The 24,559-nt window shown below is 64.0% G+C and carries 24 protein-coding genes; 2 read left to right on the top strand and 22 right to left on the bottom strand.

Annotated elements, in window-relative coordinates:
- Positions 1-47: 47 nt before the first annotated feature.
- The 4 genes from ACE04A_RS14010 to rpsP form a co-directional block, all read right to left on the bottom strand.
- Positions 48-752, bottom strand: a complete 705-nt coding sequence (locus ACE04A_RS14010) for a helix-turn-helix domain-containing protein (protein WP_448717940.1) — start codon at positions 750-752, stop codon at positions 48-50.
- A gap of 106 nt (positions 753-858) precedes the next feature.
- Entirely contained in the window at positions 859-1,710 is an 852-nt protein-coding gene (gene trmD, locus ACE04A_RS14005) for a tRNA (guanosine(37)-N1)-methyltransferase TrmD (RefSeq protein ID WP_448717939.1), read from the bottom strand.
- Positions 1,710-2,327, bottom strand: coding sequence for a ribosome maturation factor RimM (rimM, locus tag ACE04A_RS14000; protein ID WP_259253157.1), 618 nt, complete (start codon positions 2,325-2,327; stop codon positions 1,710-1,712). Before rimM ends, trmD begins: the two co-directional genes overlap by 1 nt.
- A gap of 84 nt (positions 2,328-2,411) precedes the next feature.
- Positions 2,412-2,672, bottom strand: coding sequence for a 30S ribosomal protein S16 (gene rpsP / locus ACE04A_RS13995; protein ID WP_006224007.1), 261 nt, complete (start codon positions 2,670-2,672; stop codon positions 2,412-2,414).
- 428 nt (positions 2,673-3,100) lie between these two features.
- Between rpsP and ACE04A_RS13990 the strand changes: the two genes are divergently transcribed.
- Positions 3,101-3,682, top strand: coding sequence for a hypothetical protein (locus ACE04A_RS13990; RefSeq protein WP_485820227.1), 582 nt, complete (start codon positions 3,101-3,103; stop codon positions 3,680-3,682).
- Positions 3,683-3,788: 106 nt separating this feature from the next.
- On the opposite strand, the gene ACE04A_RS13985 is transcribed toward ACE04A_RS13990, so the two are convergent.
- From ACE04A_RS13985 to panD, 14 genes are all read right to left on the bottom strand, one after another.
- On the bottom strand, positions 3,789-4,058 hold the full coding sequence (locus ACE04A_RS13985) for a sulfurtransferase TusA family protein (protein WP_447988370.1): 270 nt from the start codon (positions 4,056-4,058) through the stop codon (positions 3,789-3,791).
- Positions 4,058-6,682 carry an alanine--tRNA ligase gene (gene alaS / locus ACE04A_RS13980; RefSeq protein ID WP_279996852.1) on the bottom strand — a complete coding sequence of 875 codons (2,625 nt, stop codon included), beginning with the start codon at positions 6,680-6,682 and terminating at the stop codon, positions 4,058-4,060. The genes ACE04A_RS13985 and alaS overlap by 1 nt, the downstream gene beginning before the upstream one ends.
- 77 nt (positions 6,683-6,759) lie before the next feature.
- On the bottom strand, positions 6,760-7,848 hold the full coding sequence (locus ACE04A_RS13975) for a prepilin (RefSeq protein WP_485820226.1): 1,089 nt from the start codon (positions 7,846-7,848) through the stop codon (positions 6,760-6,762).
- Positions 7,848-8,465, bottom strand: coding sequence for a type 4 pilus major pilin (locus ACE04A_RS13970; protein WP_485820232.1), 618 nt, complete (start codon positions 8,463-8,465; stop codon positions 7,848-7,850). The genes ACE04A_RS13975 and ACE04A_RS13970 overlap by 1 nt, the downstream gene beginning before the upstream one ends.
- Before the next feature lie 70 nt (positions 8,466-8,535).
- Positions 8,536-9,672: a hypothetical protein gene (locus tag ACE04A_RS13965; protein ID WP_485820225.1), complete on the bottom strand. Its 1,137-nt coding sequence runs from the start codon at positions 9,670-9,672 to the stop codon at positions 8,536-8,538.
- On the bottom strand, positions 9,669-11,393 hold the full coding sequence (locus tag ACE04A_RS13960; RefSeq protein WP_448717965.1) for an ATPase, T2SS/T4P/T4SS family: 1,725 nt from the start codon (positions 11,391-11,393) through the stop codon (positions 9,669-9,671). Before ACE04A_RS13960 ends, ACE04A_RS13965 begins: the two co-directional genes overlap by 4 nt.
- A gap of 11 nt (positions 11,394-11,404) precedes the next feature.
- Positions 11,405-11,890: a hypothetical protein gene (locus tag ACE04A_RS13955; protein ID WP_448717934.1), complete on the bottom strand. Its 486-nt coding sequence runs from the start codon at positions 11,888-11,890 to the stop codon at positions 11,405-11,407.
- Positions 11,877-13,229, bottom strand: a complete 1,353-nt coding sequence (locus tag ACE04A_RS13950) for a type IV pilus inner membrane component PilO (protein WP_448717932.1) — start codon at positions 13,227-13,229, stop codon at positions 11,877-11,879. The genes ACE04A_RS13955 and ACE04A_RS13950 overlap by 14 nt, the downstream gene beginning before the upstream one ends.
- Before the next feature lie 6 nt (positions 13,230-13,235).
- On the bottom strand, positions 13,236-14,825 hold the full coding sequence (locus tag ACE04A_RS13945) for a hypothetical protein (RefSeq protein ID WP_448717930.1): 1,590 nt from the start codon (positions 14,823-14,825) through the stop codon (positions 13,236-13,238).
- Positions 14,822-15,778 carry a TrbG/VirB9 family P-type conjugative transfer protein gene (locus ACE04A_RS13940; RefSeq protein ID WP_448717929.1) on the bottom strand — a complete coding sequence of 319 codons (957 nt, stop codon included), beginning with the start codon at positions 15,776-15,778 and terminating at the stop codon, positions 14,822-14,824. The genes ACE04A_RS13945 and ACE04A_RS13940 overlap by 4 nt, the downstream gene beginning before the upstream one ends.
- 211 nt (positions 15,779-15,989) lie before the next feature.
- Complete coding sequence (locus ACE04A_RS13935) at positions 15,990-17,330, bottom strand: extracellular solute-binding protein (RefSeq protein ID WP_259253169.1); 1,341 nt, start codon at positions 17,328-17,330, stop codon at positions 15,990-15,992.
- A 4-nt stretch (positions 17,331-17,334) separates the two neighbouring features.
- Positions 17,335-18,591 (bottom strand): D-amino acid dehydrogenase, encoded by a 1,257-nt coding sequence (locus ACE04A_RS13930; protein WP_485820224.1) that lies wholly within the window; start codon positions 18,589-18,591, stop codon positions 17,335-17,337.
- Positions 18,592-18,768: 177 nt separating this feature from the next.
- On the bottom strand, positions 18,769-19,815 hold the full coding sequence (locus tag ACE04A_RS13925) for a CDP-6-deoxy-delta-3,4-glucoseen reductase (RefSeq protein ID WP_259253171.1): 1,047 nt from the start codon (positions 19,813-19,815) through the stop codon (positions 18,769-18,771).
- Between the two features lie 70 nt (positions 19,816-19,885).
- Positions 19,886-20,254 carry an aspartate 1-decarboxylase gene (panD, locus tag ACE04A_RS13920; RefSeq protein WP_006224022.1) on the bottom strand — a complete coding sequence of 123 codons (369 nt, stop codon included), beginning with the start codon at positions 20,252-20,254 and terminating at the stop codon, positions 19,886-19,888.
- 212 nt (positions 20,255-20,466) lie between these two features.
- Here panD and sugE point away from each other — a divergent pair, with 212 nt between their 5' ends.
- On the top strand, positions 20,467-20,784 hold the full coding sequence (gene sugE / locus ACE04A_RS13915) for a quaternary ammonium compound efflux SMR transporter SugE (protein WP_046803706.1): 318 nt from the start codon (positions 20,467-20,469) through the stop codon (positions 20,782-20,784).
- Positions 20,785-20,818: 34 nt separating this feature from the next.
- Here the strand turns inward: sugE and ACE04A_RS13910 are convergent, their stop codons facing one another.
- From ACE04A_RS13910 to ectB, 4 genes are all read right to left on the bottom strand, one after another.
- The gene (locus ACE04A_RS13910) at positions 20,819-21,691 is read right to left on the bottom strand and encodes an MOSC domain-containing protein (RefSeq protein ID WP_448717927.1); all 873 of its coding nucleotides are present in this window, start codon (positions 21,689-21,691) and stop codon (positions 20,819-20,821) included.
- Between the two features lie 175 nt (positions 21,692-21,866).
- The gene (gene thpD, locus ACE04A_RS13905) at positions 21,867-22,793 is read right to left on the bottom strand and encodes an ectoine hydroxylase (protein WP_100855058.1); all 927 of its coding nucleotides are present in this window, start codon (positions 22,791-22,793) and stop codon (positions 21,867-21,869) included.
- A gap of 15 nt (positions 22,794-22,808) precedes the next feature.
- Positions 22,809-23,213: an ectoine synthase gene (locus ACE04A_RS13900; protein WP_054427419.1), complete on the bottom strand. Its 405-nt coding sequence runs from the start codon at positions 23,211-23,213 to the stop codon at positions 22,809-22,811.
- The gene (gene ectB / locus ACE04A_RS13895) at positions 23,210-24,517 is read right to left on the bottom strand and encodes a diaminobutyrate--2-oxoglutarate transaminase (RefSeq protein ID WP_050449091.1); all 1,308 of its coding nucleotides are present in this window, start codon (positions 24,515-24,517) and stop codon (positions 23,210-23,212) included. Before ectB ends, ACE04A_RS13900 begins: the two co-directional genes overlap by 4 nt.
- Positions 24,518-24,559: the final 42 nt, after the last annotated feature.

Genomic DNA, 24,559 nt, shown 5'->3' with positions numbered 1-24,559 from the left:
GGCGCGACAATCCCCAGTGTCATCGCGCCGATGTGGATGCTGCGCGCTTATGGCGCTTGTTGCGTGTCGTCCCCCGCGGCTTGAGTGATGTTGGAAATGGCCCAGATGACCTCGGTCGTCTGCGAACCAGGATTTCGCCAGCGCCGCGGGGTGCTGCTGGCATAGCAAAAGCTGTCGCCCTCATTCAGCAGCATCACGCGGTCGCCCACCCATAATTCAAGCGACCCCTTGAGCACCACCCCGATCTGCTCGCCCTGCCCCGTCACGAAAAGCTCGTTGCCGGTGGAACCTCCGGGCTCAATGGTGGCGCGGCACAGGTCCATGCTGCTGCAGGCTGGCGGCGTGTACATCTCTTTGCTGATGCCTTTTTCGCTTAGATCGATGAAGCGGTGCGTGCCCGCGCGCGCAACGCGGCCGCCGTCTTCGCCCTGCGTGTGCTCGGCGTTGCGCAGCAGTGAATTGACCGAAACCTGGAATTCGCGCGCCAGCAGATGCAGCACCTTGACCGAGGCGGAACTCAGGCCGCGCTCGATCTGGCTCAGCAAGCCCAGGGACATCCCGCAGGCGCGCGCCACATCGGCAAGGGATCGGCCTTGCTGTTTGCGTAATTGCCGCAGTTGCTGACCCAACCACAAGTCCACGGCCGATTCCGGCCTGCCCGCAAACGAAGCCGCCCTTGCCGGCGAAGGCGAGGCGTGATGCTCAGGGACGGGACGGGCCACCCGCGAGGCGGCCGAGTTGGATCTGCTCATGTGAAAATTTCATTTATGTGTAATTTTCAATACTAAGGAGCACACGACAAGCTCACAACCTAGGAACATCCCTAGCGGTCATGAAAAGTTTGAAAAGGGGAAAAGCTCAGGACGCGTCGGGCGTCTTGGAGGATTGCGCGGAGGCCCTTGACGCAGGCTTGCGACGGCGCTTGGGCGCATCGGAAGCAGGGTCATAGGTGCCGGCCAGTTCTGCCAGATAGCGTTCATCCGCCTTGTTCAACCACCCCTTGGCACGAGCCGATTCAATCAACTCGGGGCGACGCGCCGCCGTCAGGGCCAGCGAACGTTCACGCCGCCAGCGGGCGATATTGGCATGATGGCCGCTCAGGAGCGGCGCGGGTACGGACTCGCCTTCATAGACTTCCGGGCGCGTGTAGTGCGGGCTGTCCAGCAGGCCGGACAAGGTGTCGTTAAACGAGTCCTGCAAGGCTGAGTCACCGTCGTTCAGCACGCCCGGCAATAGGCGCACGGCGGCATCGATCACCGCAAGCGCGGCGATTTCCCCGCCGGATAAGACAAAGTCGCCCAGCGAGATTTCATGCGTAACGCAACGTTCAATGAACCGTTGGTCCACGCCTTCGTAGCGGCCGCAGATCAGGATGATTCCATCGCCCGCGGCCAGAGTTTCTGCGCCCGCCTGGTCGTAACGTTGACCAACCGGCGCCAGCAAAGCCACGGGGGCAGGCCCCAGACCTTGCGCGGCACGCGCTTGCTGGGCGGCATTGACGGCGGCTTCCAGCGGCGCGGCCATCATCACCATTCCCGGACCACCACCGTAAGGGCGGTCGTCTACCGTGCGATGGACGTCCTGCGTGAAATCACGGGGATTCCACGCATGCAGGGACCACCGGCCCTGGGTATGCGCCCGGCCGGTAACACCCAGATCGCGCACTACCCCGAACATTTCGGGAAAGAGCGTAATGACGTCAAATCGCATCAAAGATCCGCCGGCCAGTCGCTGTCAATGCGGCGAGCGGCCAGATCGACGGCGTGAATATGCGCGCGTACGAACGGAACAAGCAGTTCGGCGGGTCGGCCCTTGGCGTTCAGAATGGGTTCGGGCCCTTCGGCCCCAACTTTCTGGCACAAGACCTTCAAGACGGCATGAGCGCCGTTATCAAGGACTTCGTCCACTACGCCAATAAGCGCGGGTTCACCATTGGCGCTGGTATATAGCGCGCAACCGATGAGGTCGACCCAGTAGTATTCGTCTTCTTCCGGCGCGGGAAAAGAGCCGCGCGGTGCCTGCACGGAATATCCGCGCATGGCTTCGGCCTGGTCGCGGTCCACAATACCCGCCAGTTGGGCCACCACCGTGGCGCCCTGCGAGCGAGCTTGCAACACCTTGATTGCGACAGGCGCAGACGCGACAGCGCCCCGCGCCAATTCAGGCACAGGGCGAGTCAACCACCATTGAGATGCTGAGAGCAGCACTTCGGCATTGGCCGAATGAGGCTGCACCTTAACCCAGCCTTTCACACCGTAGGCTGCAGTGATGCGGCCCAGCTCGATCAAATCCGTAGGCGCCGCGTTAGAGGTTGCGGCATCAGACATGTATCGCGCTCTTGATAGTTATGAAACAGCTAAGAATGGTAGCTTTACAGCTGAACTAACGGCTTGGCTATACGACGCAGGCAATTAAGCCGCGGCGGAAACCTTGGCCGAGTAGTCCTTGACCAGACGTTCGACGGCGGGCGACAGTTGGGCGCCGGTGCCAGTCCAGTACTGCACGCGATCCAGCGCAATGCGCAGGTTTTCCGTGCCTTCGCTAGCGACGGGGTTGTAGAAACCCACGCGCTCGATAAAGCGGCCGTCGCGACGGTTACGCGAATCGGTGGCCACCAGGTTGTAAAACGGACGCTTCTTGGACCCACCGCGGGCCAGGCGAATCACCACCATAGGTAATCCCTTGAATTAGTTGTGAAAAACGGGAAATTCTAGCACTTAAACAAGCCGGCTGGCAAATGCAGGTGCTGAATCAGTCGGGGCGGCGCAATTTGTATCGTAAAACACCGCATCCGGGTATTCTACAAAACGGGCCGAAGCCCGCCGCAGACCGAAGTGTAGCCGCCTGGCCGCGCTTGCGCCTGCATTTCCTGCGATACCCCCTTAGTGCGTTTGAAGAAATAGCCCGGTTGGAGAGATCGGATATATGTCGTCCTACGCCAGACCCCTTGCTTGCCTGCCTTGCGCTGCGCCTTTTCGGCACGGCGCCTCCCCTGCTTTCCCGCCTTTACCCTGACGACGGATTCCATCCCTCCGGCCCCGCTACGCCTGTTCGTTCGTGTTTTTTCCCCAACACTTCCTCTCTTGGAGGGCGCCACACCATGAAGAACCCGACATCCGTCTTCAAACCCGTCGCACGCCTGGCCTTGACGGGCCTATTGCTGGGCACGCTGGCGATGCCCATCGCAGCCTCCGCTCGCATCATCGGCGCGGCCATGACCACTGCTACCGGCAAGGTCACCGCCGTGGACCCGGCCCCGCGCGCCATCACCTTGCAAGGCGACAACGGCAACACGGTCGAAGTCGTGGCCGGCCCCGACGTCCGCAATTTTCAGCAGATCAAGCCGGGCGACATGCTGACCTTGGATTACTACGAGTCCGTAGGGGTCGATGTGCGCCCCGCCGGTTCGGGCGCCCCGGAGGTCAAGACAGAAACGGCGGCGACGCGCAGTGCACCGGGCGCCAAGCCAGGCGGCGCGGTGGGCCGCCAAACCACGATTACCGCCGAGATCTGGCACATCAACAAGAGCGCCAACCTTGTCACCCTGAAGGGCCCACAGGGCGGCAAGCGCACGATCCAGGTCAAGGACCCGGCCTTGCAGGCGCGCCTGCAGCAACTCAAGGAAGGCGATCTGGTGGATTTCACGATTACCCAGGCAGTGGCCGCGGCCATTCACAAGTAAGCACACCGCCAGGACAAAAAAAGGCCCGCTTGATATCAAGCGGGCCTTTTTGATAATCCGTACCGGATAACAGACCGACTGACGGCTTGCGATCCGGGAACTGATGCTAGCGCCGGCGCAGGTAGTGCACGCCGCGGCCTTCGGCCTCTTCCTGCGCCACCAACACATTCCCGGTTTGACGGGCAAAAGCCTGAAAGTCGCGGATCGCATTGCGGTCGGTGGTGACCACGCGCAAGACTTCGCCGCTTGCCATCTGCGCCAACGCCTTCTTCGCGCGCAAGATCGGCAGCGGGCAGGTCAAGCCGCTGGCATCGATCTCATGCTCGAAAGCCGGCGCTTGCGCGCCGACATCGACACCGGTTTCCACGCTGCTCATCAGAGACGCTCGTCGACCCATTTCTGCACGCCGGCAATGGCCGCCGGCAAGGCAGCCAGGTCCGTGCCGCCGCCCATGGCCATGTCCGGACGGCCGCCGCCCTTACCGCCCACCTGGCTAGCCACAAAGCCGACCAGGTCGCCCGCCTTGATGCGGTCGGTCAGGTCGGCGGTGACGCCGCCCACCACACTGATCTTGCCATCGGCCGAGCCGGTGGCCAGCAGCACGACGGCCGGCTTCAAGCGGTCTTTCAGGTTGTCGACCATACCGCGCAGCGCCTTGGGATCCACGTCGCCGATGCTTGCGGCCAGGACCTTGATGCCCTTGACGTCGACAGCGGCACTGGTGGCCAGATCGTTGCCCGCGCTGGCGGCCAGCTTGTTGCGGGACTGTTCCAGCTCTTTTTCAAGCGCCTTGATCTGGTCCTGCGCCTGCGCGATACGAGCCGGCACATCGGCGGGCGTGCTGCGCAGCATGCCGGCAATCTGGGTCAGCAAGGCGTTCTGGCTCTGCACCCAGGCCAGCGCGTTGTCGCCGGTGATGGCTTCAATACGGCGCACGCCCGCGGCAACGCCGCCTTCGGACACGATCTTGAACAGGCCGATGTCACCCGTGCGGCTCACGTGCGTGCCGCCGCAGAGTTCGCGCGAAAAGCCGATGTCCAGCACCCGCACCGTGTCGCCGTACTTTTCGCCAAACAGCGCCATGGCGCCGCCCTTGACGGCGTCGTCGTAAGCCATGACCTGGGCCACGGTGGGCTGATTGGCCAGCACTTCGGCGTTGACGATCGCCTCGACGCGCGCGATCTGCTCGGCGGTCAGCGGTGAATCCTGAGCGAAGTCGAAGCGCGTCTTGTCGGCATCGACCAGCGAGCCGCGCTGCTGCACGTGCGCGCCCAACACTTGGCGCAAGGCCTTGTGCATCAGGTGGGTAGCCGAGTGGTTGCGCACCGTACGCGCGCGGCGCACCGCATCCACACGCGCCAGCAGCGTGGTGCCGACCGACAGCGAGCCCGATTCCAGCACGCCATGGTGGCCAAAAACGCCGCCCTGGATCTTGAGGGTGTCGGCGACGGCGAATCGCACGCCGTCCGCTTCCAACAGACCCGTGTCACCGACCTGACCGCCCGACTCTGCGTAGAACGGGGTGGCATCCAGCACGACGACGGCGCTTTGGCCGGCTTTCACTTCCTGAACCTGCGTGCCGTCCACGTACAGGGCCGTGACCTTGACGTTGTCGAGCTCCAGCTTTTCGTAGCCTTCAAAGCGCGTATCGGCGCCTTCGTAGCTCAAGCCTTCGGCCATCTTGAACTTGCCGGCGGCGCGGGCTTGATCACGCTGCCGCTCCATCGACACCTCGAAACCCGCCATATCGACTTCCACTTCGCGTTCGCGGCAGATGTCGGCGGTCAGGTCGACCGGGAAACCGTAGGTGTCATACAGGGTGAAGAGGGTCGTGCCGTCCAGCACGCCGCCCTTGGGCACATTGGCCAAGGCCGTGTCCAGGATGCGCATGCCGTGTTCAAGCGTTTCACCGAAACGCTCTTCTTCCTGCTTGAGCACCTGGCCAACGCGGTCGGCCATGGACGCCAATTCCGGATAGGCTTCGCCCATTTCGGCAACCAGGTCCGGCACCAGGCGGTGGAAGAACGGCTTGGTCTGGCCCAGCTTGTAGCCATGGCGCAGCGCGCGACGCACGATGCGACGCAGCACGTAGCCCCGGCCTTCGTTGCTGGGAATGACGCCGTCGACAATCAGGAAGGAGCAGGCGCGGATGTGGTCCGCGATGACCTTGAGCGAATTGTTTTCCAGGTCCTTGACGCCCGTTTCACGCGCGGCGGCATGGATCAGCTTCTGGAACAGATCGATTTCGTAGTTGGAATGCACGCCTTGCAGCACAGCGGCGATACGTTCCAGACCCATGCCGGTATCGACACAGGGGCGCGGCAGACGCGGCATGTTGCCTTCGGCGTCGCGCTCGAACTGCATGAAGACCAGGTTCCAGATTTCGATGAAGCGATCGCCGTCTTCTTCGGGCGACCCGGGCGGGCCGCCCCAGATCTCGGGACCGTGATCGAAGAAGATTTCCGAGCACGGGCCGCAGGGGCCGGTGTCGGCCATCTGCCAGAAGTTGTCGGAAGCGTAGCGCGCGCCCTTGTTGTCGCCGATGCGGATGATGCGCTCGGTGGGCACGCCCACTTCCTTGGCCCAGATATCGTAGGCTTCGTCGTCTTCCTGGTACACGGTGACCCAGAGCTTCTCGGCCGGCAGCTTGTAGACCTGCGTCAGCAGTTCCCAGGCGTACTGGATGGCGTCGCGCTTGAAGTAGTCGCCAAAGCTGAAGTTACCCAGCATTTCGAAAAACGTATGGTGGCGGGCGGTGTAGCCCACGTTCTCCAGGTCGTTGTGCTTGCCGCCCGCGCGCACGCTGCGCTGCGACGACGTGGCGCGCGTGTACGACCGCGATTCCTTGCCTGTGAACACGTCCTTGAACTGGACCATGCCCGAATTGGTAAAAAGCAGGGTCGGATCGTTGCCGGGAACGAGCGAGGACGACGGAACAATGGTGTGTCCCTTCGACTTGAAGAATTGCAGAAACTGGCGGCGAATCTCGGAGGATTTCATCGTGGATGACGCAGATTTAGGCGAATCTTTGATTATAGAGGGTTAGCGCGAAAGCGCGGAAAAGGTCCCGGAAGGCACTACCGGACGCAAACGTACCCCGTGGTCCACCCCTCGGTTTCGGACCATTTCCCGCCTGCGGAAACAATCACGCCCGCAAAGCCCGGGGGGCAGGAGCACTGTCCGGTAAGGGGGTTTGCGGTGGAAACGCCGGTGTAATGCCTGCACCCCCGCGGATGGTTGATGCTGTAGGCGCCGCCGAAGCTGCTGCTGGCGCGTTGCCAGACGCCAAATTGGCAGCTCAGCAGTTCGCCGTCGTGCGTAGACGCAATCGTGCCGGTGGCTACGTGGCAAGACTCGCGCGCCCCGGCGCCCGCGCCCACGGAAAGGTACGCCCCCGCGTTGATGGAGGAAGCGACCGTCAGCGCTCCGCCCAGCATCGGGTCACGCACGTCGCCGATTTTGACGTAGGCACTCAGGTCCGGCATGGCCGGCGGGCGGTCTGCCTCGGCTTGCGCCCCCACCCCAGCCCAAAGCGCCACGGTGCCCGCCGACAGCGCGGCCGCGCCCGCCGCCCAGGGATTCGGAAAGCTGAAGGCGGCGCCTCGCACTTGGCCCGGCGCTTCTGGCCACACCGCTCCGCCATACCCCTGGGCGGCGTCAATGACGGCGGCAATGCTGACCAGGTCGGGAGCATGCGTTCCGGCTTTCAGCACCGGTTTGGCGCTGTAGACCAATGCATCTATCCGGCATCGCTCGCCCGGGCAGGCTTCGCTTTTGGCAATATTGATTCGTGCGGCAAATCCCATGGCCGCCCGCTCCGGAAAGTCGGCAGGCAGATGCGCGGAGGCGCGCAATTCGGCAACCGTGGGCGCATAGGGGTCTGCAAACAGCGGCACGCCCGCTTCGCCCTGCAAAGATTCGCCCTTGGCCAGCGCGGAAAAATGTTGCTTCAGCACGTCCGCCGCTGCTTGCCTGACCTGCGTCAGCCAAACCCCCGTTGAACGCGCAGCCGCGTCCTCAATGCGCTGGACAAGCTGGCTGGACGCCCAGATGGCAATCATGGAGGTCAGCGCCAGCGTCAACGCCAGGCCCAACAACGAAAAGCCTCGCTGACCCAGACACGCCGCCGCGCACCTTGCCGAATTTCCCGCAACGGTGGGCGACATCATCTTGCCGTGAACGCGAAAGTGTTGACCTCGCCCTGGCTGCATTGCACCTGCGCCGACGCGGCGCGGTAGGGGACAGCGGGCGTCGCCAGCGCGTCTTTCACGACTGTCGCTCCCGCGCCGCCGCCAATGGAAATGACATCCGAGACCCGCTGCAACACAGAGGCCAGCGCCGGACAAGCCGCATGGCTGACGTTCGTCAACGTAACGACGAACGCGGACCCAAGACCTCCGCCACCCGCTGCGGCCGCGGCCACTTCCACGACACCATTGCGCCCCGTGCCGCTGCCCCCCAGGCCGTGCACGCCCCGCGCCGACGCGCCGCTGCCCTGAACAGCCAGCACGCTTGAATCGCGCAACGCATTCGCCAACGCGCCCGTGTCCAACCCCAGGTAGGGGGTGACGCCGCCCCCTTGGGCGTTGATCTTCATGCTGGCGACGAACCGCTGGATCTCTTCTCCGACCTTCGGCACCTTGTTTTCAATGACATACGAACCGATTGCCGGAATACCGACGATTGCGATCAACAAGACAATGGCGGTCACGATAGACACCTCCATCAAGGAAAAGCCCTGCTGGCGCCCGGCGCCCGGATGAATATTCTTTACCTGCTGCATCGCTGCCTCCGTGGGTTGATAAGGTATGAGCGCGCGTGCGAGCACAGCCCGCAACCCCGCGCGTGAAGTGCTACTGACTTGCATAGAAATTGGTCAGCGCGTGACGCAATTCGTCGATGACGCCGTAATGCCAAAGGGTGATGCCCAAGACCGTCGCCAGCGACAGGATCAGAAGCGACCAGCGCAACGCGGCCGCCTGTCGGCGCACCCGCGCGAGCAGACGCAGTTCGACCCGCTCGCGCACCCGCGCCAGGCCGGACTCCAGGCCCAGCACGTCCATCATGTCGGCCATGTACCACCACGTTTCCTGATCCAGCAGGCCGGTGGCGAATATCTCCGGGCCGCGTTCCCCGGCGTCAACGTGCTCCAACATGGCCTGCAGATGGGCATGCATCCACGGCGGAGCCCCTCGGGCCTGCACAGACAGCGCGCGGCGTAGCCGGGTGTCGGCCGCGCCGCGTTGCCGCACCAGCACCGACAGCAGGCACAGAAAGCGTATCGCCTGGAAATCGCGATACAAGCGCCACAGAAGCCAACGATCCAACACGGACCGCAAGCCCCCCGTTAGGTTAGGCAGCGACCACAGGCTCAAGACGGCTACGCCCAGGCTAAGCACAAACCACAGCAATAACCATTGATCCAATGCCTGGGCCAGGCGAAAGAGATTGCGCGTCAGGCGCCCATAGTCTTCGGGCGGCACCATCTGAAAGACCGCCTGCAAGCGCGGCACACTGAAGTACGGAATCGCGCATAGCAAGGCGAACGCAACGGCTGCCGCCACCAGCCCCGCCGCGGCGGCGGCCGCCACCGCCAGCCACGCCTGCCCCGCCAACCGGGCAGCGCCCGCCAGGTCTCGCAGCGCGGCGGCAAGGCCACCGCCTTCCTCTTGCACGCAACTGAGCAGTTGGCATTCGGCCGGCGGCAGCGTGCCCCACCACGCCACCCCCAAGTCGCCCCCCTCTTCCTGGTACGCCGCCGCCCAATGCCGCGACAGGCGGCCCCGCACCGTTCCCGGCCCGTAGCGTCGCGCGTCGTCCTCGAAGATGTCGCGCAGGCTCTTTCGCCCTTGCGTGCCTTCAATAAGGTCCGCCAGATACGCGAAATAGTCCGCACGCAGCGGGCGAAAGCGCAATGCGTCGAGCCGTGTCGACATGGCCTCGAACGCCATGCTTGGCCACAAGCGCGTCGGTAGCATCGGCCCGTTCATGAGCGCCTCCGGGCGATGTCACTGAGCGAGTCGCGCGCTTGGAGCACACCGGGCGTCAGCGGTAGATCGAAGCGGCGTAACAGCGCACGCGGGTCCACGTCCCCGATGCTGACCTTGTGCAATGCGCAGTCCAGCGCTCGCGTGCCGCGCAGCGCAGATTCGCGCCAGTCGCCGGCGGTTGCTGCCTTGCCGGCCAGTTGGCTCAAGCCCAGGTTGTCACGCACGCGCACGCGCTCCAGAAAGCCTTCCGTGCGTTCCGGCTCGATCATTTCGGCGGCAACGCAACGGCCTGCCGTGCCATTCAATTCCGGTAGCTGCGCGCGCCGGCATTGCGGGCACCCCGCCGTGTTCCTGGCCCTGAGCGCTGCCCCATCCAGTTGATAGGCGTTCACGATGCCTGCTATCCACGCCCGCCAATCCGGCCCGGCCTCGGAAAGGCCAGCCGCTTCACGCCCCCGCCACAGGCTGTCTATCGGCAACGCGCAGCCCGAACACAGGCGTGGCAACAGGGTTTGATAGATCAGCAGCTTAAGAATGCCCGGCGTTGCCAGTACGTCCCGCGAGACGCCGATGGCGTCGGACGCAAGACGTTCGGGAATCATGGCGGCCGTGCCCGCGTGCGTGGTGGCGTACAAGCTGACACCCGAACTCGCAAGGTCCATGAATGCGCGGCCGGTGTTGACATCACGGATCTCGCCGATCAGCAGGTCGTTCATTGCGGATCGCTTGATCGTCTTGAGCTTGGCGTCGAACGCGGGCCAGGCGGATTCCGACAGCGCGCTGCCCAAGGTGTTCTGCAAGGCATTGGCGATGAGGTATTCCACCGGATCTTCCAGCGTGATGACCTTGCGCGTGGGCGCAATGCCACGCATCAGGCTTGCGATGGTGGTGGATTTTCCCGACCCCACCACCCCAGCCAGCACGATGGCTCCCCCATCACGGTCTCGGGCGCGCAGCAGGGTTGAAATTTGCTGAGGTGGATATCCCAGCGCTTGCAGATCGCCGTCGGCAGTGGCATCCAGGCGCAGGATGCGCAGGCAGACCGAAGGCCCGGCATCGGTGGCCAGCGACGCCCACCGCAAGACGACGGGTATACCGTCGACGGTAAAGGCGATACGTCCTTGCTGTTCAACCGTGGGATCAAACACGGCGCCGTTACCGCCGCGCACATCCATCCATGCCACCGCCAGCACCTCCAGCAAGGTGTCGTTGGACAGCCCGGCAAACCGCTGCGTGCCGACGTAGTCGCCGTTGATGGTGTAGCGGATGTCGCAGGCCTCTTGCCGCCGATTCACATTGATATGCACGTCGCTGGCGCCTTGCGCGACACCCCAGCGGACGATATCCAGAAACAAGGCGGCCAAGCCCGAGGTGCGTTCGGCTTGCGGCCCCGTGCCGCGCCGCCCCAATCCCGCCGCCGTCAGTTGCCCACGGGCGATCATCAGCAGCAAGGGCGCGGGCAGCGTATAGCGCGCCGGCTCAGCCAAGCGGTATCCCGCCGCAATCACCATGCGTTGCAGTTCGTCGACGGCATCGCCCTGGACGTATTCCTTGACGGCGAAAATAGCCGCGTCGCCGTTGTCCAGCATCACCGGACAGAGCCTGCCGGCCAACGAGGCCAAATCGAATTCACGTGCCAGCGCACGCGCAAAGGGTGGGTTCAGACGGGCGATGTCATCAGCGGTTTGCAAGGCGAGCGGCACGCGGGCTTGCAGCGGCATGGTCGACGAATTCATGGGTAGGCCCTGCCAACATCAAGACAAGCGGTACGGTTGAGTTCATCGCGGCGCAGATGCACGCAAGCGCCTTCCACGGCAAGCAAGCGGTACCCGCCAGTCGACACCGCACCCGCCACGGGTGCGCCATGGCCCGCCCGATAGCGCAGCAAGGCGCCATTGACAAGCACGTCGATGGTGAGCCGCCGGGTGGACCCGAAGATGGCCGCAACGCGAATGTCGTCCTGCTGCGCAGACACGTGCTCGCCCGGGTCCGCGCGTTCCGTTCCGGGCCGGCAGATCCCCGGCACATTGCAATCCGCCAGCGCGGCGGCCGCATCCGCCCGCAGCAAGGTGCGCACGGTTTCCACTTCCGGCCAGGCCTGCGCCTCTTCAACCGGTGATGAAGCCTGCACAGGCGCACCCGCGCACGCGCACAACGCCACGACCACACGAACCACCATGCGCGGGCCACGGGCAATGGTGTGCCTAATCCTGTTCATACAAATCTCCTTGAAGCTCGGCGACCAGCGTGCTGGCGACCAAGGTGGGCCGGTGTTGAGGCTGCACATCGACCACCAGGCGCGACCAACGCGCGGGCGCGATGGCGGCGGGCAACAACGCAAGCGATCGCAAAGGCCCTTGCAGGCGCAATGCGCGCCGCCGCAATACGGGCAAGGGGTCCGTCAGCGCAACATTGGCGGTGTCCGCGCCAACCGCATCGGGCATGGGTGCGGACATTGGTTCAGGCAACGGCAATACGATGGCGGGCGCCAAGGTCATGGACGAAAAGGCGGGCCGCAAGCGCTGCAAGATGGCGACAAGCTCGGTGTCGACGTGCAATGCGCTGGGCAACATCAAGCGCGCCAAGGGAACAGGAGGTGACGCGATATGCCATGCCAAGGTGGCTTCATCCAAGGGCTTGAATGACACCCGCCATCCTGCCGGCAGCCGGGCGTGAAGCCGACGGTTCGTGGCCTGGGGGTGCGCGCGCACATAGACCGCCGCACAGTTCCAGCCGCTGGCTTGGGCATCACACTGCGCGCGGCGCAGCGCCCAGCCTTGCACCTGAACCGGCAGTTCTCCCACACTGCGCAGTAGCCGCGACACCTCAAGAGGCCCATGCGCAGCCATTGCGCTGATCATCGACTGATAGGGGTTTTGCTGACCCGCCGACAGGGCCTCTTCGGCACGCGAGCCCCGTGGCTCGGAAAAAACATAGGACGTCACGGCGCGCCATAGCGGTGGCGCAAGCGCAGACACGGCCACGCACGCCAGGAACAGGCGCAGGGCGAACGGCACCCCAGCCCAGCGTGAAGGCAGGCGCGCCATGCGGGCAACAGGGTTCACGGCTTGCAATAGCGCAGCCCAGACCGCATCGGCATCGTGTTCGACCAGGCCGGGGCGCTGTTCCCGCAAGCGCTCCTGGGCCTGCACCGCATCGTTTCGCGAATTGAACAGCCGGTCTGCCTGCGACAGCACCACGCCGTCTTGCGCGGCGGCCAGCCAATAGCGGCCGCCAGGAAGGTCGATCAGGCAATGCCCGCCCAGCGGATACAACAACGCGTAAAGCTGCGCGGCGGCCTGGATCCGAGGGCTGCCGTCATGCCGCGCGCGCTCGCCCTGCCCCCTGATGCGCCACGACGAGCGCAAGCGGCCAAAGCCGGCCATGGTGGCGGGTGATCCGCCCACGACGAAATGCGTGGCACGAAGCCTGCGCCCGCGAACGCGCGCCAACGCCGGAACATCGGACCCAATCAGCGCCAGCCATCGCAGGCCGAACGCCAATTGATGGCTGGCGCCGGGGCAATCAAGCAGGATGGGAACCGGGGCTCGTTTCATGGCGCCTTAATACCCTTCTTCAACCTGCGCCGTGACCAGCATCAGCGTGGTCTCGCGCTCTTGCGCCGCGCTGTCCTGCCCGCCCGCAATCAGGGGCATGCCGGGCGCCAGGCGCTGGCGGTTGTGTTGATCCGTGCTGCGGTCAAAGCCGGACAGGATGACGGGCTGGCCCGGGCGCAATTCAATCTGCTGCACCGTGCCATTGCCGTCGATCGTGATCTGTTGCACCTGGACCTGGTTGCCGCGCTCACCGAAGGTGATGGTCTTCAAGGGTTGCGCGACCGCGTTGTCGTAGGCAACAGACAGCAAGATCTGGCCGTCTTGCTGGATGTCGGGCACGAGCGTCAGGAACGAGCCCACGGTTTCTTCTTTCTGGGTGATGGACACGGCGGGCAGCGATCCGTTGGCGCCGCCCGACGTGGTACCTGGGACGGCGGTGCTTTGCACACGATCGATGTACGAGAACGTGGTGCGGACCGCGTGCGTGACCGGCCGCCGGTTCAGCGTCAGCACAGGGACCTTGCTGTGCCGCACGATCGCGCCCATGGTGCTGAGCGCGGAAACAATGGCTTGCGACCCTTGCAGCGGCCCCCTGCCCACCGAGCCTTCCAGCGTGCTGGCCCCCAAAGCCGCCGCCGCGGGCACGATATAGCGTGCCGATGAACCCGCCGCGGCGTATAGCGCATTCCAGTCCAGCCCGCCCGATGCCGACTGCTTGACGATGACGGTTATTTCTTCGAAGACCAGACGCACGCGGCGGGTCATGGCCTTGTTCTCGCGCTCAAGGTAGTGCGCCACGCGCTCCAGCGCTTCGGGCGTATCGGTGACAACGATGGAAGATGCGCCGTCCACGGCGTCGGCAACCAGGCCCGAGCGGGTCAGGAAGGGCACGATGCTTGCGCGCAGGACGGCCAGGGCGTGGTGTTCCTTGGCCGACAAGGTGGTGCTGGACGTACTTTCAAAGCCCTCGCCGTCGTCGCTGCCCGACCGCCCCAACCGCACATCGACCGCGCTGGCAAGCGATAGCGCGCGCACGTCAAAAACCCGAGTGTCGGTTCGATAGAATTCCAGCGCGTTGCGCACGTACCGCCAATGCACCGAGAAACGCGCGGCCAGCGCATCCAGCAAGTCGGCAAGCGGCAAGGGGCCATCGCGGACTTCCATACGAACGGGCGCGGGCAGGGACACGCCTCCGGTGACGGCCAGGCGCGGCAAGAACTGTTCAATGGGAAGCAAGGCTTCCGGTTGCACGCGAACCGGAATGCCGGTGGCGGCGCCCAAGCGCTGCGCAAGCGCAAACAAGTCAGTGTCGTCGGCGAGCATCAGCGTGGTGGGCACGTTCTCTCGCAAGGCCGGAGGCAACGTGACCTCGCGCGCCAAAGGTTGCGGCGTACCGGCGACCCAGGGCGCGGCCACGTCCTGCGCGGCGATACGGGCTTGCCGGTCGGACAGGCCCTGGGCAAATGCTTGATGACGGCCCGAGACGGCCGCCAGCCGATCCTTCGCCGCGCGGTTCAGATCCGCAGCGTGTTGAGACGCCGCGCAGCCCGCCAGCGCCCCGGTGGCGACGACGCAGATCATTCGAAAAATGCTCATACCCCAGCTCCTTGCGTGACGGCCGCGCGAGAACATGATTGGGCCAAGGGCACCACGCGCAGCACCTGGTTGCTGTAGAAGCACGGCTGCAAGGGCTTATCGGCCAGTTCAGTGGCGCTGAGCAACTCACGGACAGCAGATTTGAAGTCCCCGGAAAATTCGGCCGAGGCGGACAAGGGAATATCAACGTCCACCGCCCAATGCCGCGGATGAAAGGTCCAGCCGGAATCGCCCGCCCAGCGCGCCAACACGGCACGCAGGGTGGTGTCGGGAGGCGCGGCCCGATAGAACTGGGCCGGTGCGCTGGCATCACCGGATATGGACGGCACGGAAGCGGCCATGGCGGGCGGCGATTCCGTCGGGGCCACGTCAACAGCCGCATCAAGCGCCGTGGTTGCCGCCTTTGCCGGGGCGTCACCAGCGCTGCCCATTGGCCCACGTGCAGCCAATTCACCGACACCCGACGGCGGGATGGCTACCGAACGCGTGGCATCGGGCAGCGGGGAAGCGGAGGCTGATGTCGATGCGGATGCAGGTGCGGATGTAGAGGCAGAGGCAGACACAGGTGCCGGCGGCACCGCCGACGCGTCAACATCACGCTCAGCCCGAGCCGACAGCCTGCCCCCGCGAAACCGCAACGCGCTCCACGAGCCCGCGACCACTGCGTAGGGCTCGCGCCGCGTATACGGCAACGGATGTTCAAGCGCATCGCGCATGCCGAAGATCGCCGGCAAGGCCTGCCCGGGGGCGAAGTGCAGCCAAACCTCTTTGCCATCGTCAAAGACCTGCATGGGCGCCACCGCCGGGTCGCCCGACAAGCGCCAGTCAAAACGGAAACCGCGCGCGGCGGATCCGGTGGTTTGCCAAGCCGACGCGGCGCCGCCATTGGCGGGCCAGCTAGTGCAAGCCCCCAGGCAGGACAGGCCTGCCGCCAGGAAGAAGATTCGAACCATGCCTCACCGCAAGCGAAAGGCGCACCGGAAGCGGTACGCATGAACGGCATGGTGGACGACGGCTGGGGGTGCCGCCAGACTGGCATGTACGCATGGATGAATTGATCCCCCCTCGACAAGCCGGGCACGGACGAAAAAAAACCCGATCCTTCCGGACCGGGTTTCGAGGGGCGCGGCCGGCAGCGTATCCGCGGCCGGGCACTGCGGTAGATCAGCGCTGCGCGGCGATGCTGCGTGCTTGCGAGGCGGCGTTGTTCAAGGCGGCCACGGGCGGAACCTTGCCTTCGAAAGCGTCGTTCAGTTGTTGATTCAACACCGGCTCGATGCGCGTGTAGTTCGCCATGCGGAAGCCGCGGCTGTTGCTGGCCGGACGGTTGCTCATCGAGGCGATCACGGACTGTGCGCCCGGGATGCTCTTGTAGAACGACACGTCGGACGCGCGGAACGCGGCTTCGGTCAGCGGCAGGAAGCCCGTACGCTGATGCCATTCGGCGGCGACGACCGGCTTGGACAGCCAGGCGAGGAACTGGGCGGTGGCCTTTTCCTCGGCTTGCGGGCGGCCTTCAAGCGCCCACAGCGCCGAGCCGCTGACAAACGGTTGGCCGGCCGACTTGGTGGCCTGGTCGTAGTAAGGCAGCGGCGCCACGCCGAACGACAGCGACTTGGTGTTGACGAAGGTGCCGAACGCACCGGAATTCGCGGTCAACACGGCGCACTCGCCCTTGGCAAAGAGCTTGTCGGCCGAGGCGTCGCCGGTGTGTGCCATGAACAGCAGCGAACGCTTCCAGCTGACCATCAACGAAATGTGGCGCATGTAGAGCGTGTCGAACTGCATGGCGGGCGCGGCGCTTTTCTTGCTGACGGCGTCCAGGCCATTGTTGTTGGTGGTGAACTGCTGGCCGTTGATGGGGGCCAGGTTCTCCAGGTGCACGGTGACCTGGTCGCTCGATGCGTAGGGGCAGTCGATGTCGGCCACGTCGCGCAGCTTGAGCAGTTCGGCTTGCAGCTCGTTCCAGGTGCGGGCGGGCTTGTTCGGGTCCAGCCCGGCCTTTTTGTACGAGGCGGTGTTGTAGAACATCACCGGCACTTCGGCCATCCAGGGGAATGCCAAGAGGCGGCCCTTGCCGTCACGCGTGAAGCTGCTGGTGCCCGGCACGAACCAGTTCAAGTCCTTGATGGGGTACTTGGCCAGCAGCTCGTACATCGGCAGGATGGCCTTGTGCTGCGCCACGACTTCCGGTGAATGGTTGTCGGTCAGTTGCACCAGGTTCGGCGCCTTCTTGGCCTTGACGGCCGAGACGGCTTCTTGTTCCAACGCGTCTTGCGAACTGAAACCACGCAGCTTGACGCTGACTTGGTCCTGCTCTTTGTTGTACTTCTTGGCCAGTTTTTCGAACTCGGCCTTGTTTGCGTCCGACAGCGCGTGCCAGACCTGAATTTCTACCGGAGCGGCATTCGCCACGCCCGCCAGCGCCATGGCGGCGCCGAATACCCATGCACGCCGGCTGGCGAACATCGCGCGGGCAACACCCGCCAATTGCAGATTCTTCATAGGTTCACAGACCAAGAAAAGGGAATTCCGGTTCTGGCTGCCGTCCGCTGAGCAGATCAGCCAAAGCCCGGCCTGAGCCAACACCCATCGTCCAGCCGAGCGTACCGTGCCCCGTATTGACATACAAATTCGGGATACGGCTGCGGCCGATGATGGGCACATTCGAGGGGGTGGACGGGCGCAGGCCCGACCAATAACTGACGCGCTCGAAATCGAGCGCGTCGGGAAAGAGTTCTTGCGCCAGATGGGTCAAGGCTTCACAGCGACCGGTGTTCAGGCTGCGGGAATATCCCGACAACTCTGCGGTACCCGCCATGCGCAGGCGGTCGCCCAAGCGTGAGAACACGATTTTATGGCTGCTGTCCGTCAAGCTGACCGTGGGCGCGGCGTCCGGCCGTACAACCGGGAACGTCGCCGAATAGCCCTTGGCCGGATAAACGTTGCAGGGGATGCCCAAGGGGCGCAGCAGATTGGGGCTGAAGCTGCCCATCGCCACGACATAGGCGTCGGCCGAAACCGTGCCGAAACGCCCATCGGGTTCAATGATTTCAATGCCTTGCACGGCGCCGCCCTGAGTCAGCAAGCGGGTGGCCCGCGTGCTGTAGCGGAACTCAACGCCCGCTTGCGCGCAACGCTCGGCCAGCGCGACCGTGAACAAATGCACGTCGCCGCTTTCGTCCTCGGGCGTGTAGTCGCCACCGCCGATGGTCTGCCTGTGCGGCGCGAGCGCCGGTTCAATGGCAATGACTTCGTCCGCGGTGACGACGCGGCGTTCAACGCCGAAATCGCGCATCAGGCCAGCGGCCCGTTGCGAGTTCTCGAATTCATGGGGATCGCGATAGAAGTTCAGGATGCCGCGTTCAAGGTGATCGTATTCGATGCCCATTTCGGCGCGCATGCTGCGCAAGGTAGCGCGGCTGTACTCGGCCATGCGGACCATGGCGCGGATGTTCGGCGCCAGGCGGCCGGGCAGGCATTCGCGCAGGAAGGCAAGGCCCCACATCCATTGGCGCCAATCAAGCTGCGGTCGGAACAAGAGCGGCGCGTTGTCCTGGAACATCCATTTGAGCAGCTTGAGCGGTGCCTGGGGATTGGCCCAGGGTTCGGCATAGGACACCGAGATTTGCGCGCCGTTGGCCAGGCTGGTTTCCTGGGCGGGACCGGTGCAGCGATCAATGACCACGACGTCGTGGCCGGCCTGGTTCAGCCACCAGGCGCTGGAGATTCCGATAATGCCGCTACCCAATACCGCTACTTTCATGCCCGCATTGCTCCTTGCGTGCCAAATCGGCCACGGACCCGATGTCCGCCCCCCTTGGCAAGCCGCTGCCAAGGCAGTTTACCCCGCCGATTTGCCTACGCCTACGTATAAAAAAGGGGCGGAAGTCACCAAGCTTTTCAGCCTGTGAATTCCCCCCCAGTGGCTCGTGCCGTCTGGTTACGACGCGGCTTTCGCCAGGTCGGCCTCGGACGTGAACGCATCCGCGTAGAACTCTTCCGGCGGCAGGCCATTCTGGACGCTGAATTCGCGGCGGGCGGCATCCACCATCAACGGCGTGCCGCAGGCATAGACCTGATGGCCGGACAGGTCGGCGATGTCGTGCATGACGGCTTCGTGGACGAATCCGGTGCGACCGGTCCAGCCGTCTTCCGGCACGGCGTTGGACACGACCGGCACATAGCTGAAGTTCGGCAGCAGACCTGACCAGGATTGCGCCAGCGCGTCCATGTACAGGTCTTGCGGGCGGCGGCCGCCCCAATACAGCGTGACCGGACGGCTGATGTTCTTGTGGATCATGTGCTCGACGATGGCCTTCACCGGCGCGAAACCCGTGCCGCTGGCCAGCAGGACGATCGGCTTGTCGCTGTCTTCGCGCAGGAAGAAGGAGCCGAACGGCCCTTCCAGCCGCAGGATCTCGCGTTCTTTCATCTGCGTGTCGCCCGCGCCGAAGACGTGGTCGGTGAACAGGCCACCCGGCATGTGCCGGATATGCAGTTCCAACGGGCTGCCGGTGTGCGGCGCGCCGGCCATCGAGTAGCTGCGGCGGCGGCCATCCTTGAGGATGACTTCGATGTACTGACCCGCGTAGTAGCGAAACTGTTCGGAGGCCGGCAGTTGCAGCTTGATCACCGTTACGTCCGGCGCCACGCGCTCCAACGTCTGCACGCGCGAAGGCAGCTTGCGGATCTGGATATCGCTGGCCAGGCGGACTTCGGTGGATTCCACCACCATGTCCGATTCCGGACGTGCCTGGCAGAACAGCGTGTAGCCGTCGGCCAGTTCTTCCGGCGACAGGATCTGGGCCGGATACTGCCCGGCGTCGAACTCCCCGGAGACCACTTTGCCCTTGCAGGTGGAGCACGCGCCGTTGCGACAGCTATAGGGCAGCACGATGCCTGCGGCCAAGGCGCCGTCGAGCACGGTCTGGCCGGGCTCGACCGGGAATTGATGCTTGCTGGGTTGGATGATGACCTGGAAGCTCATGATGAAACGGTTCAGGGTTGACGGGAGCGCCAGCCGGCTAGGCCAGGATGGCGCTGCGCTCGGGCCGGCGTCAGGCCGGGAACTTGCGGATTTCCTTGACGCGGTTTGCGTCGTCCACCAACACCACTTGCGGCTTGTGGGTGGCGGAGTCTGCTTCGGACATCGGGCCGTAGGTGCAGATGATCAACAGATCGCCAACCTGCGCCCGGCGCGCCGCCGCGCCGTTCAACGAGATGGCGCCGCTGCCGCGGGCCGCCTTGATGATGTAGGTGTCGAAACGTTCACCATTGGTGACGTTGTAGAGCTCGATGCGTTCGAACTCGCGCATGCCGGCAGCGTCCAGCAGGTCTTCGTCGATGCCGCAAGAGCCTTCGTAGTGAAGGTCGGCTTCGGTGACCGTGACGCGGTGTAGCTTTGCCCGCAGCATGATGCGTTGCATGATGAAAATGTCCTGGTTCGCGGTCCGGTCCGCGACGTGTAGCTAAGGTGATACCCGGCATCCGGTTTTGCCGTTGGAAGCCGGTATTCTATAATTTTTGCCGCAGCGGGACGGCCCGTTGCTGCGCGCGGTCAAACGACCGGTGTTTTTTTATCCGGGGACGACCCCTTATTGCCGGTGCAACGCCGGCAACGCAACAAGAGGAGTCGTCAATGACCTGGATCATCCTGGTGCTCGCGGGCCTGTTTGAAATCGTCTGGGCCGTGGGCCTGAAATACACCCATGGCTTTACTCGCCTGTGGCCGTCCCTGATTACGGCGGGCGGCATGGCCATCAGCGTGTGGCTGCTGGCCGTGGCCATGAAAACCCTGCCGCTGGGCACCGCCTACGCCGTCTGGGTAGGCATCGGCACCGTGGGCGCCTTTGTGGCCGGCATCGTGCTGTTCGGCGAATCCACAAGCTGGATGCGCATCGTCAGCGTGGCGTTGATCGTGCTGGGCTTGATCGGCCTGAAACTGTCTTCGGCGTAACCGGCTTCAGACCCACCCCCAGCCCGGCGACCGGTCAGAAATCCAGTTCGATCTCGACCGCGTCGCCCACTTTCAACCGTGCGCCGGCCGGCGCATCCAGAATGGCGTTCTGGCCGAACACCACTCCGATATCAAGATTGCGATAGCCCGCCAACGTACGGCCGGGCTCGTCGTGCTGCTGCGCGGTGCGTTGGTCGATGTCGGGAATCGAGCAACGGGTGCACGGCTTGACGAAGGCCATCCGGACGCCTGCCGCCGTGATCATGGCGGTATGGTCTTCCTCGAAGGGCTCCCATTCGCCTTCGACGACGATGTTGGGGCGGAAACGGTCCATGGGCACCGGCGCCACGCCCTTGGCTTGCAGGCGCGCGTTCAGGTCATCCAGCGACGCCTGATTGGCGATCAGCAAGGGAAAGCCGTCGGCAAAGCCAAAATGGTGTTCGCCCACGAAGGCATCGGCCAGGTCCGGATGCGCGTCAACCCAGCGCGACACCCAGTCGGGCTTGGCGTTGCGTGCGGCGGCGCTATCCACCTTCAGCAGCCGGCACGGCGTTTTCAGGAATTCGGAGAACCATTTCCCGACCGCCACACTTTCCTGCTGGGCTGAAATGGTGTCGCTCCAGACCGCAACGGTTTGGGAGCCGGGTTCCAAACCCGATCCATCCAAGGCTACGTCCAGGTCGGGCATGCCGGGCGCACTGAGGCGAAGCGAGTTGGCGGTCAGCGCCGTGCGGATCAGGGCCATCGCCGGCCACTGGCGCTGCGTCATGAACTGGCCATCGGCGCCGATCAACATCCAGCGGCGATCGTGGGCCAGGCCGGCCCGGTCGATGGAAGACTCCGCCAGGTCGATGCCGGCGCAGGATTTGATCGGGTAGATATGCAGGCTCAGGATACGGGCGGACATGGCGGCATCGGTTAGGCGTGGGAGGAATCCGCGAAAGAATAGCAGAGAGCCCGGCCTTCATAGGCTGATTTTTCACCTGCCGGACGGCCATGAAAAAACCCGGGCAAGGCCCGGGTTTCGGTGTGGCGAGTCCCGCCCGCTGATGTGCTGCGGCGGGCTCGTCGCGAGCGGCGAATTAACCGCCCACCAGCTTCAGCGTATCCAGCGGCGTCACCGCCTTGAAACCCTTGCGCGTCGCGATATGCTCGGGACGCGGCGTCAAGCCGTACTTGGGCGGGTTCAAGGTGTTCTCCATGCTGTTGTAGACCATGAAGACATTGGCGCGCGGCCACGGCGAGATATTGCTGTTCGAGCCGTGCATGGTGTTGCAGTCAAAAAACACCACGGAACCCGCCTTGGCCGTCATCGAGCGGATGCCGCCCTGCTCTACCAGCAATTGCAGGCTGACCGGGTCGGGAACCCCGTATTCCTGCTTCTTCAACGATTGCTTGTAGTGCTCGTTCGGGGTTTCGCCCACGCACGAGATGAACTGGCGATGCGAGCCCGGCACCAGCATCAAGGGGCCGTTGCACTCGTTGTTGTCGGTCAGCAGCACCGAGCAACTGAGCGCGCGCATGGACGGCATGCCGTCTTCCACGTGCCACGTCTCGAAGTCCGAGTGCCAGTAGAACTCCTTGCCCTTGAAGCCAGGCTTCATGTTGGCGCGCGACTGGTGGATGTAGACCTCGGACCCGAGAATCTGGCGCGCCACATTGACCAGCCGGGGGTCACGCACCAGGCGAGACAGCACGGGGTTCAACACGTGGACCATGAAAATGGAACGCACGGCATTGCTGCCCGGCTCGGTAATGGATTCTTCGCGCCGGATGATCGACGGGTCGCGCGTCATGCGCTCGACCTCGGCGGACAACGCGCGGATCTCCTCTTCCGAGAAGAGGTTTTCCATCAAGAGAAAGCCGTCGCGCTCGTATTGCCCGACTTGCTCGCCGGACAAGGCGTTAGCGTATTTGCCGTCTTCGTAAACCACCGGATCCTGGCGGGCGATGATGGCGGAACCTCGGTCCGTACGGGAGGCGTACGGATCCTGTGCAGGTGAGATCATGCGAACCTCCTTGTATCAAGCCGCTTTGGCTTCGGCTTCAGGCAAGGCGTAGACGCCTTCTTTATCGTGCACTTCCTGGCCGGTCAGCGGCGGGTTGAAGACGCAGATGACGCGCAGCGGCTCCTTGCCGCCGCACAGCCAGTGCTCGTCGTTCTCGTTCAGGGCGTAGACCACGCCGGGGCCCAGGTCGTACTTCTTGCCGTCGGCAATGGTTTCGATGGAGCCGTCGCCTTCAATGCACCACACCGCTTCAAGATGGTTCTTGTAGTGGATGTGCGTGCGGCCGCCCGGAAAAATGGTGGTCTCGTGGAAGGAAAAGCCCATGCCGTCCTTCTTCAGCAGCACGCGGCGGCTGACCCAGGTATCGGTGCGGACTTCGTCGGCGGTGCCGATGACATCTTTGACATTGCGTACGATCATTGACGTTTTCCTCCAAATTTCAGAATGCGGGCAGACTGCCCTTCTTCGCTCAGCGCTTCAGCCACGCTGGCCTCGATGACGTCCAGGCCCTTGCTCAACAGTTCTTCCTCGATCGTCAGCGCCGGCAGCAGCTTGAGCACTTCGTCATGCGCGCCCGAGGTCTCGATGACGACGCCCTTCTTGAATGCCTGCTGCGCAATGCGATTGGCCAGCGCGGGCGTGGTGTTGCACACCAGGCCCTGGATCAGGCCGCGACCACGCACCGACAGGCCGGCGTTGGGATAGCTGTGGACCAGGTTTTCCAGCCAGTCGCGCACCAGGCGCTCTTTGCGCTGGATGTCGGCGGTGAAGGCGGTGTTGGCCCAATAGGTTTCCAGCGCCTGCGTGGCCGTGACGAACGCCAGGTTGTTGCCCCGGAACGTACCGCTGTGGGCGCCCGGCTTCCAGATATCCAGCTCGGGCTTCATCAGCACCAGCGACATCGGCAGGCCAAAGCCGGACAGCGACTTCGACAGCGTGATGATGTCCGGACGGATGCCGGCGGCCTCGAAGCTGAAGAACGTGCCGGTGCGGCCGCAGCCGACCTGGATGTCGTCCACGATCAGCAGCATGTCATGACGCTTGCACAGCTTTTCCAGCTCTTTCAACCAGCGCAGGGTCGCGACGTTGACGCCACCTTCGCCCTGCACCGTTTCCACGATGACGGCGGCCGGCTTGTCCATGCCGCTGCTGGGATCTTCCAGCATGCGCTCCAGGTAGGCCATCGTGTCCACATCCGGACCGAAGTAGCCGTCATAGGGCATGAACGTGGTGTTGCCCAGCGCATAGCCCGAGGCTTCGCGGAACTTCATGTTGGCGGTCACGGCCAGCGAACCGCCGCTGACGCCATGAAAACCGTGCGTGAACGAAATCACATTGGAACGGCCCTTGACCTGGCGCGCGATCTTCAGCGCGGCTTCCACGGCATTGGTGCCGGTGGGGCCGGTGAATTGCAGCGTGTATTGCCAGTTGCGCGGCTTGAGCAGCACGCGATCCACCGTCTCAAGGAAACGCTTCTTCGCGCTGGTCGCCATGTCCAGGCCGTGGACGACGCCGTCCGCCTGCACATATTCCAGCAGCTTTTCCTTGAGAACAGGATTGTTGTGGCCATAGTTCAGCGTGCCGGCGCCGCTGAAAAAGTCGATGTACTCGGTGCCTTCCTCATCGATCAGCGTCGAGCCTCTGGCCTGGCTGAATATCACGGGGAACGACCGAATGTAGCCCCGCACCTCTGATTCCATCCGGTCAAAGATCTTCAAGTCCATGAGTAATCCTCCCTTTTCATCTAATAAGTTGAATAGACGGCA

The sequence above is a fragment of the Achromobacter colocynthidis genome (assembly GCF_057334535.1).
Note: the sequence above shows the minus strand (reverse complement) of the source record. Positions and strands in the feature narration are given on the sequence as shown.

Coding starts and splice junctions, on each gene's coding strand:
- ACE04A_RS13960 (WP_448717965.1), bottom strand. CDS start 11,393: ATGCCGCTGCAAGCCCGCGTGCCGCTCGCCTTGCAAACCGCTGATGAC.
- ACE04A_RS13970 (WP_485820232.1), bottom strand. CDS start 8,465: ATGCAGCAGGTAAAGAATATTCATCCGGGCGCCGGGCGCCAGCAGGGC.
- rpsP (WP_006224007.1), bottom strand. CDS start 2,672: ATGGTGGTGATTCGCCTGGCCCGCGGTGGGTCCAAGAAGCGTCCGTTT.
- ACE04A_RS13950 (WP_448717932.1), bottom strand. CDS start 13,229: ATGAAACGAGCCCCGGTTCCCATCCTGCTTGATTGCCCCGGCGCCAGC.
- alaS (WP_279996852.1), bottom strand. CDS start 6,682: ATGAAATCCTCCGAGATTCGCCGCCAGTTTCTGCAATTCTTCAAGTCG.
- ACE04A_RS13945 (WP_448717930.1), bottom strand. CDS start 14,825: ATGAGCATTTTTCGAATGATCTGCGTCGTCGCCACCGGGGCGCTGGCG.
- ACE04A_RS13930 (WP_485820224.1), bottom strand. CDS start 18,591: ATGAAAGTAGCGGTATTGGGTAGCGGCATTATCGGAATCTCCAGCGCC.
- ACE04A_RS14010 (WP_448717940.1), bottom strand. CDS start 752: ATGAGCAGATCCAACTCGGCCGCCTCGCGGGTGGCCCGTCCCGTCCCT.
- ACE04A_RS13910 (WP_448717927.1), bottom strand. CDS start 21,691: ATGTCCGCCCGTATCCTGAGCCTGCATATCTACCCGATCAAATCCTGC.
- panD (WP_006224022.1), bottom strand. CDS start 20,254: ATGCAACGCATCATGCTGCGGGCAAAGCTACACCGCGTCACGGTCACC.
- rimM (WP_259253157.1), bottom strand. CDS start 2,327: ATGTCTGATGCCGCAACCTCTAACGCGGCGCCTACGGATTTGATCGAG.
- ACE04A_RS13990 (WP_485820227.1), top strand. CDS start 3,101: ATGAAGAACCCGACATCCGTCTTCAAACCCGTCGCACGCCTGGCCTTG.
- ACE04A_RS13925 (WP_259253171.1), bottom strand. CDS start 19,815: ATGAGCTTCCAGGTCATCATCCAACCCAGCAAGCATCAATTCCCGGTC.
- ACE04A_RS13935 (WP_259253169.1), bottom strand. CDS start 17,330: ATGAAGAATCTGCAATTGGCGGGTGTTGCCCGCGCGATGTTCGCCAGC.
- ACE04A_RS13965 (WP_485820225.1), bottom strand. CDS start 9,672: ATGAACGGGCCGATGCTACCGACGCGCTTGTGGCCAAGCATGGCGTTC.
- ACE04A_RS13940 (WP_448717929.1), bottom strand. CDS start 15,778: ATGGTTCGAATCTTCTTCCTGGCGGCAGGCCTGTCCTGCCTGGGGGCT.
- ACE04A_RS13975 (WP_485820226.1), bottom strand. CDS start 7,848: ATGTCGCCCACCGTTGCGGGAAATTCGGCAAGGTGCGCGGCGGCGTGT.
- thpD (WP_100855058.1), bottom strand. CDS start 22,793: ATGATCTCACCTGCACAGGATCCGTACGCCTCCCGTACGGACCGAGGT.
- sugE (WP_046803706.1), top strand. CDS start 20,467: ATGACCTGGATCATCCTGGTGCTCGCGGGCCTGTTTGAAATCGTCTGG.
- ACE04A_RS13955 (WP_448717934.1), bottom strand. CDS start 11,890: ATGAACAGGATTAGGCACACCATTGCCCGTGGCCCGCGCATGGTGGTT.
- ectB (WP_050449091.1), bottom strand. CDS start 24,517: ATGGACTTGAAGATCTTTGACCGGATGGAATCAGAGGTGCGGGGCTAC.
- ACE04A_RS13985 (WP_447988370.1), bottom strand. CDS start 4,058: ATGAGCAGCGTGGAAACCGGTGTCGATGTCGGCGCGCAAGCGCCGGCT.
- ACE04A_RS13900 (WP_054427419.1), bottom strand. CDS start 23,213: ATGATCGTACGCAATGTCAAAGATGTCATCGGCACCGCCGACGAAGTC.
- trmD (WP_448717939.1), bottom strand. CDS start 1,710: ATGCGATTTGACGTCATTACGCTCTTTCCCGAAATGTTCGGGGTAGTG.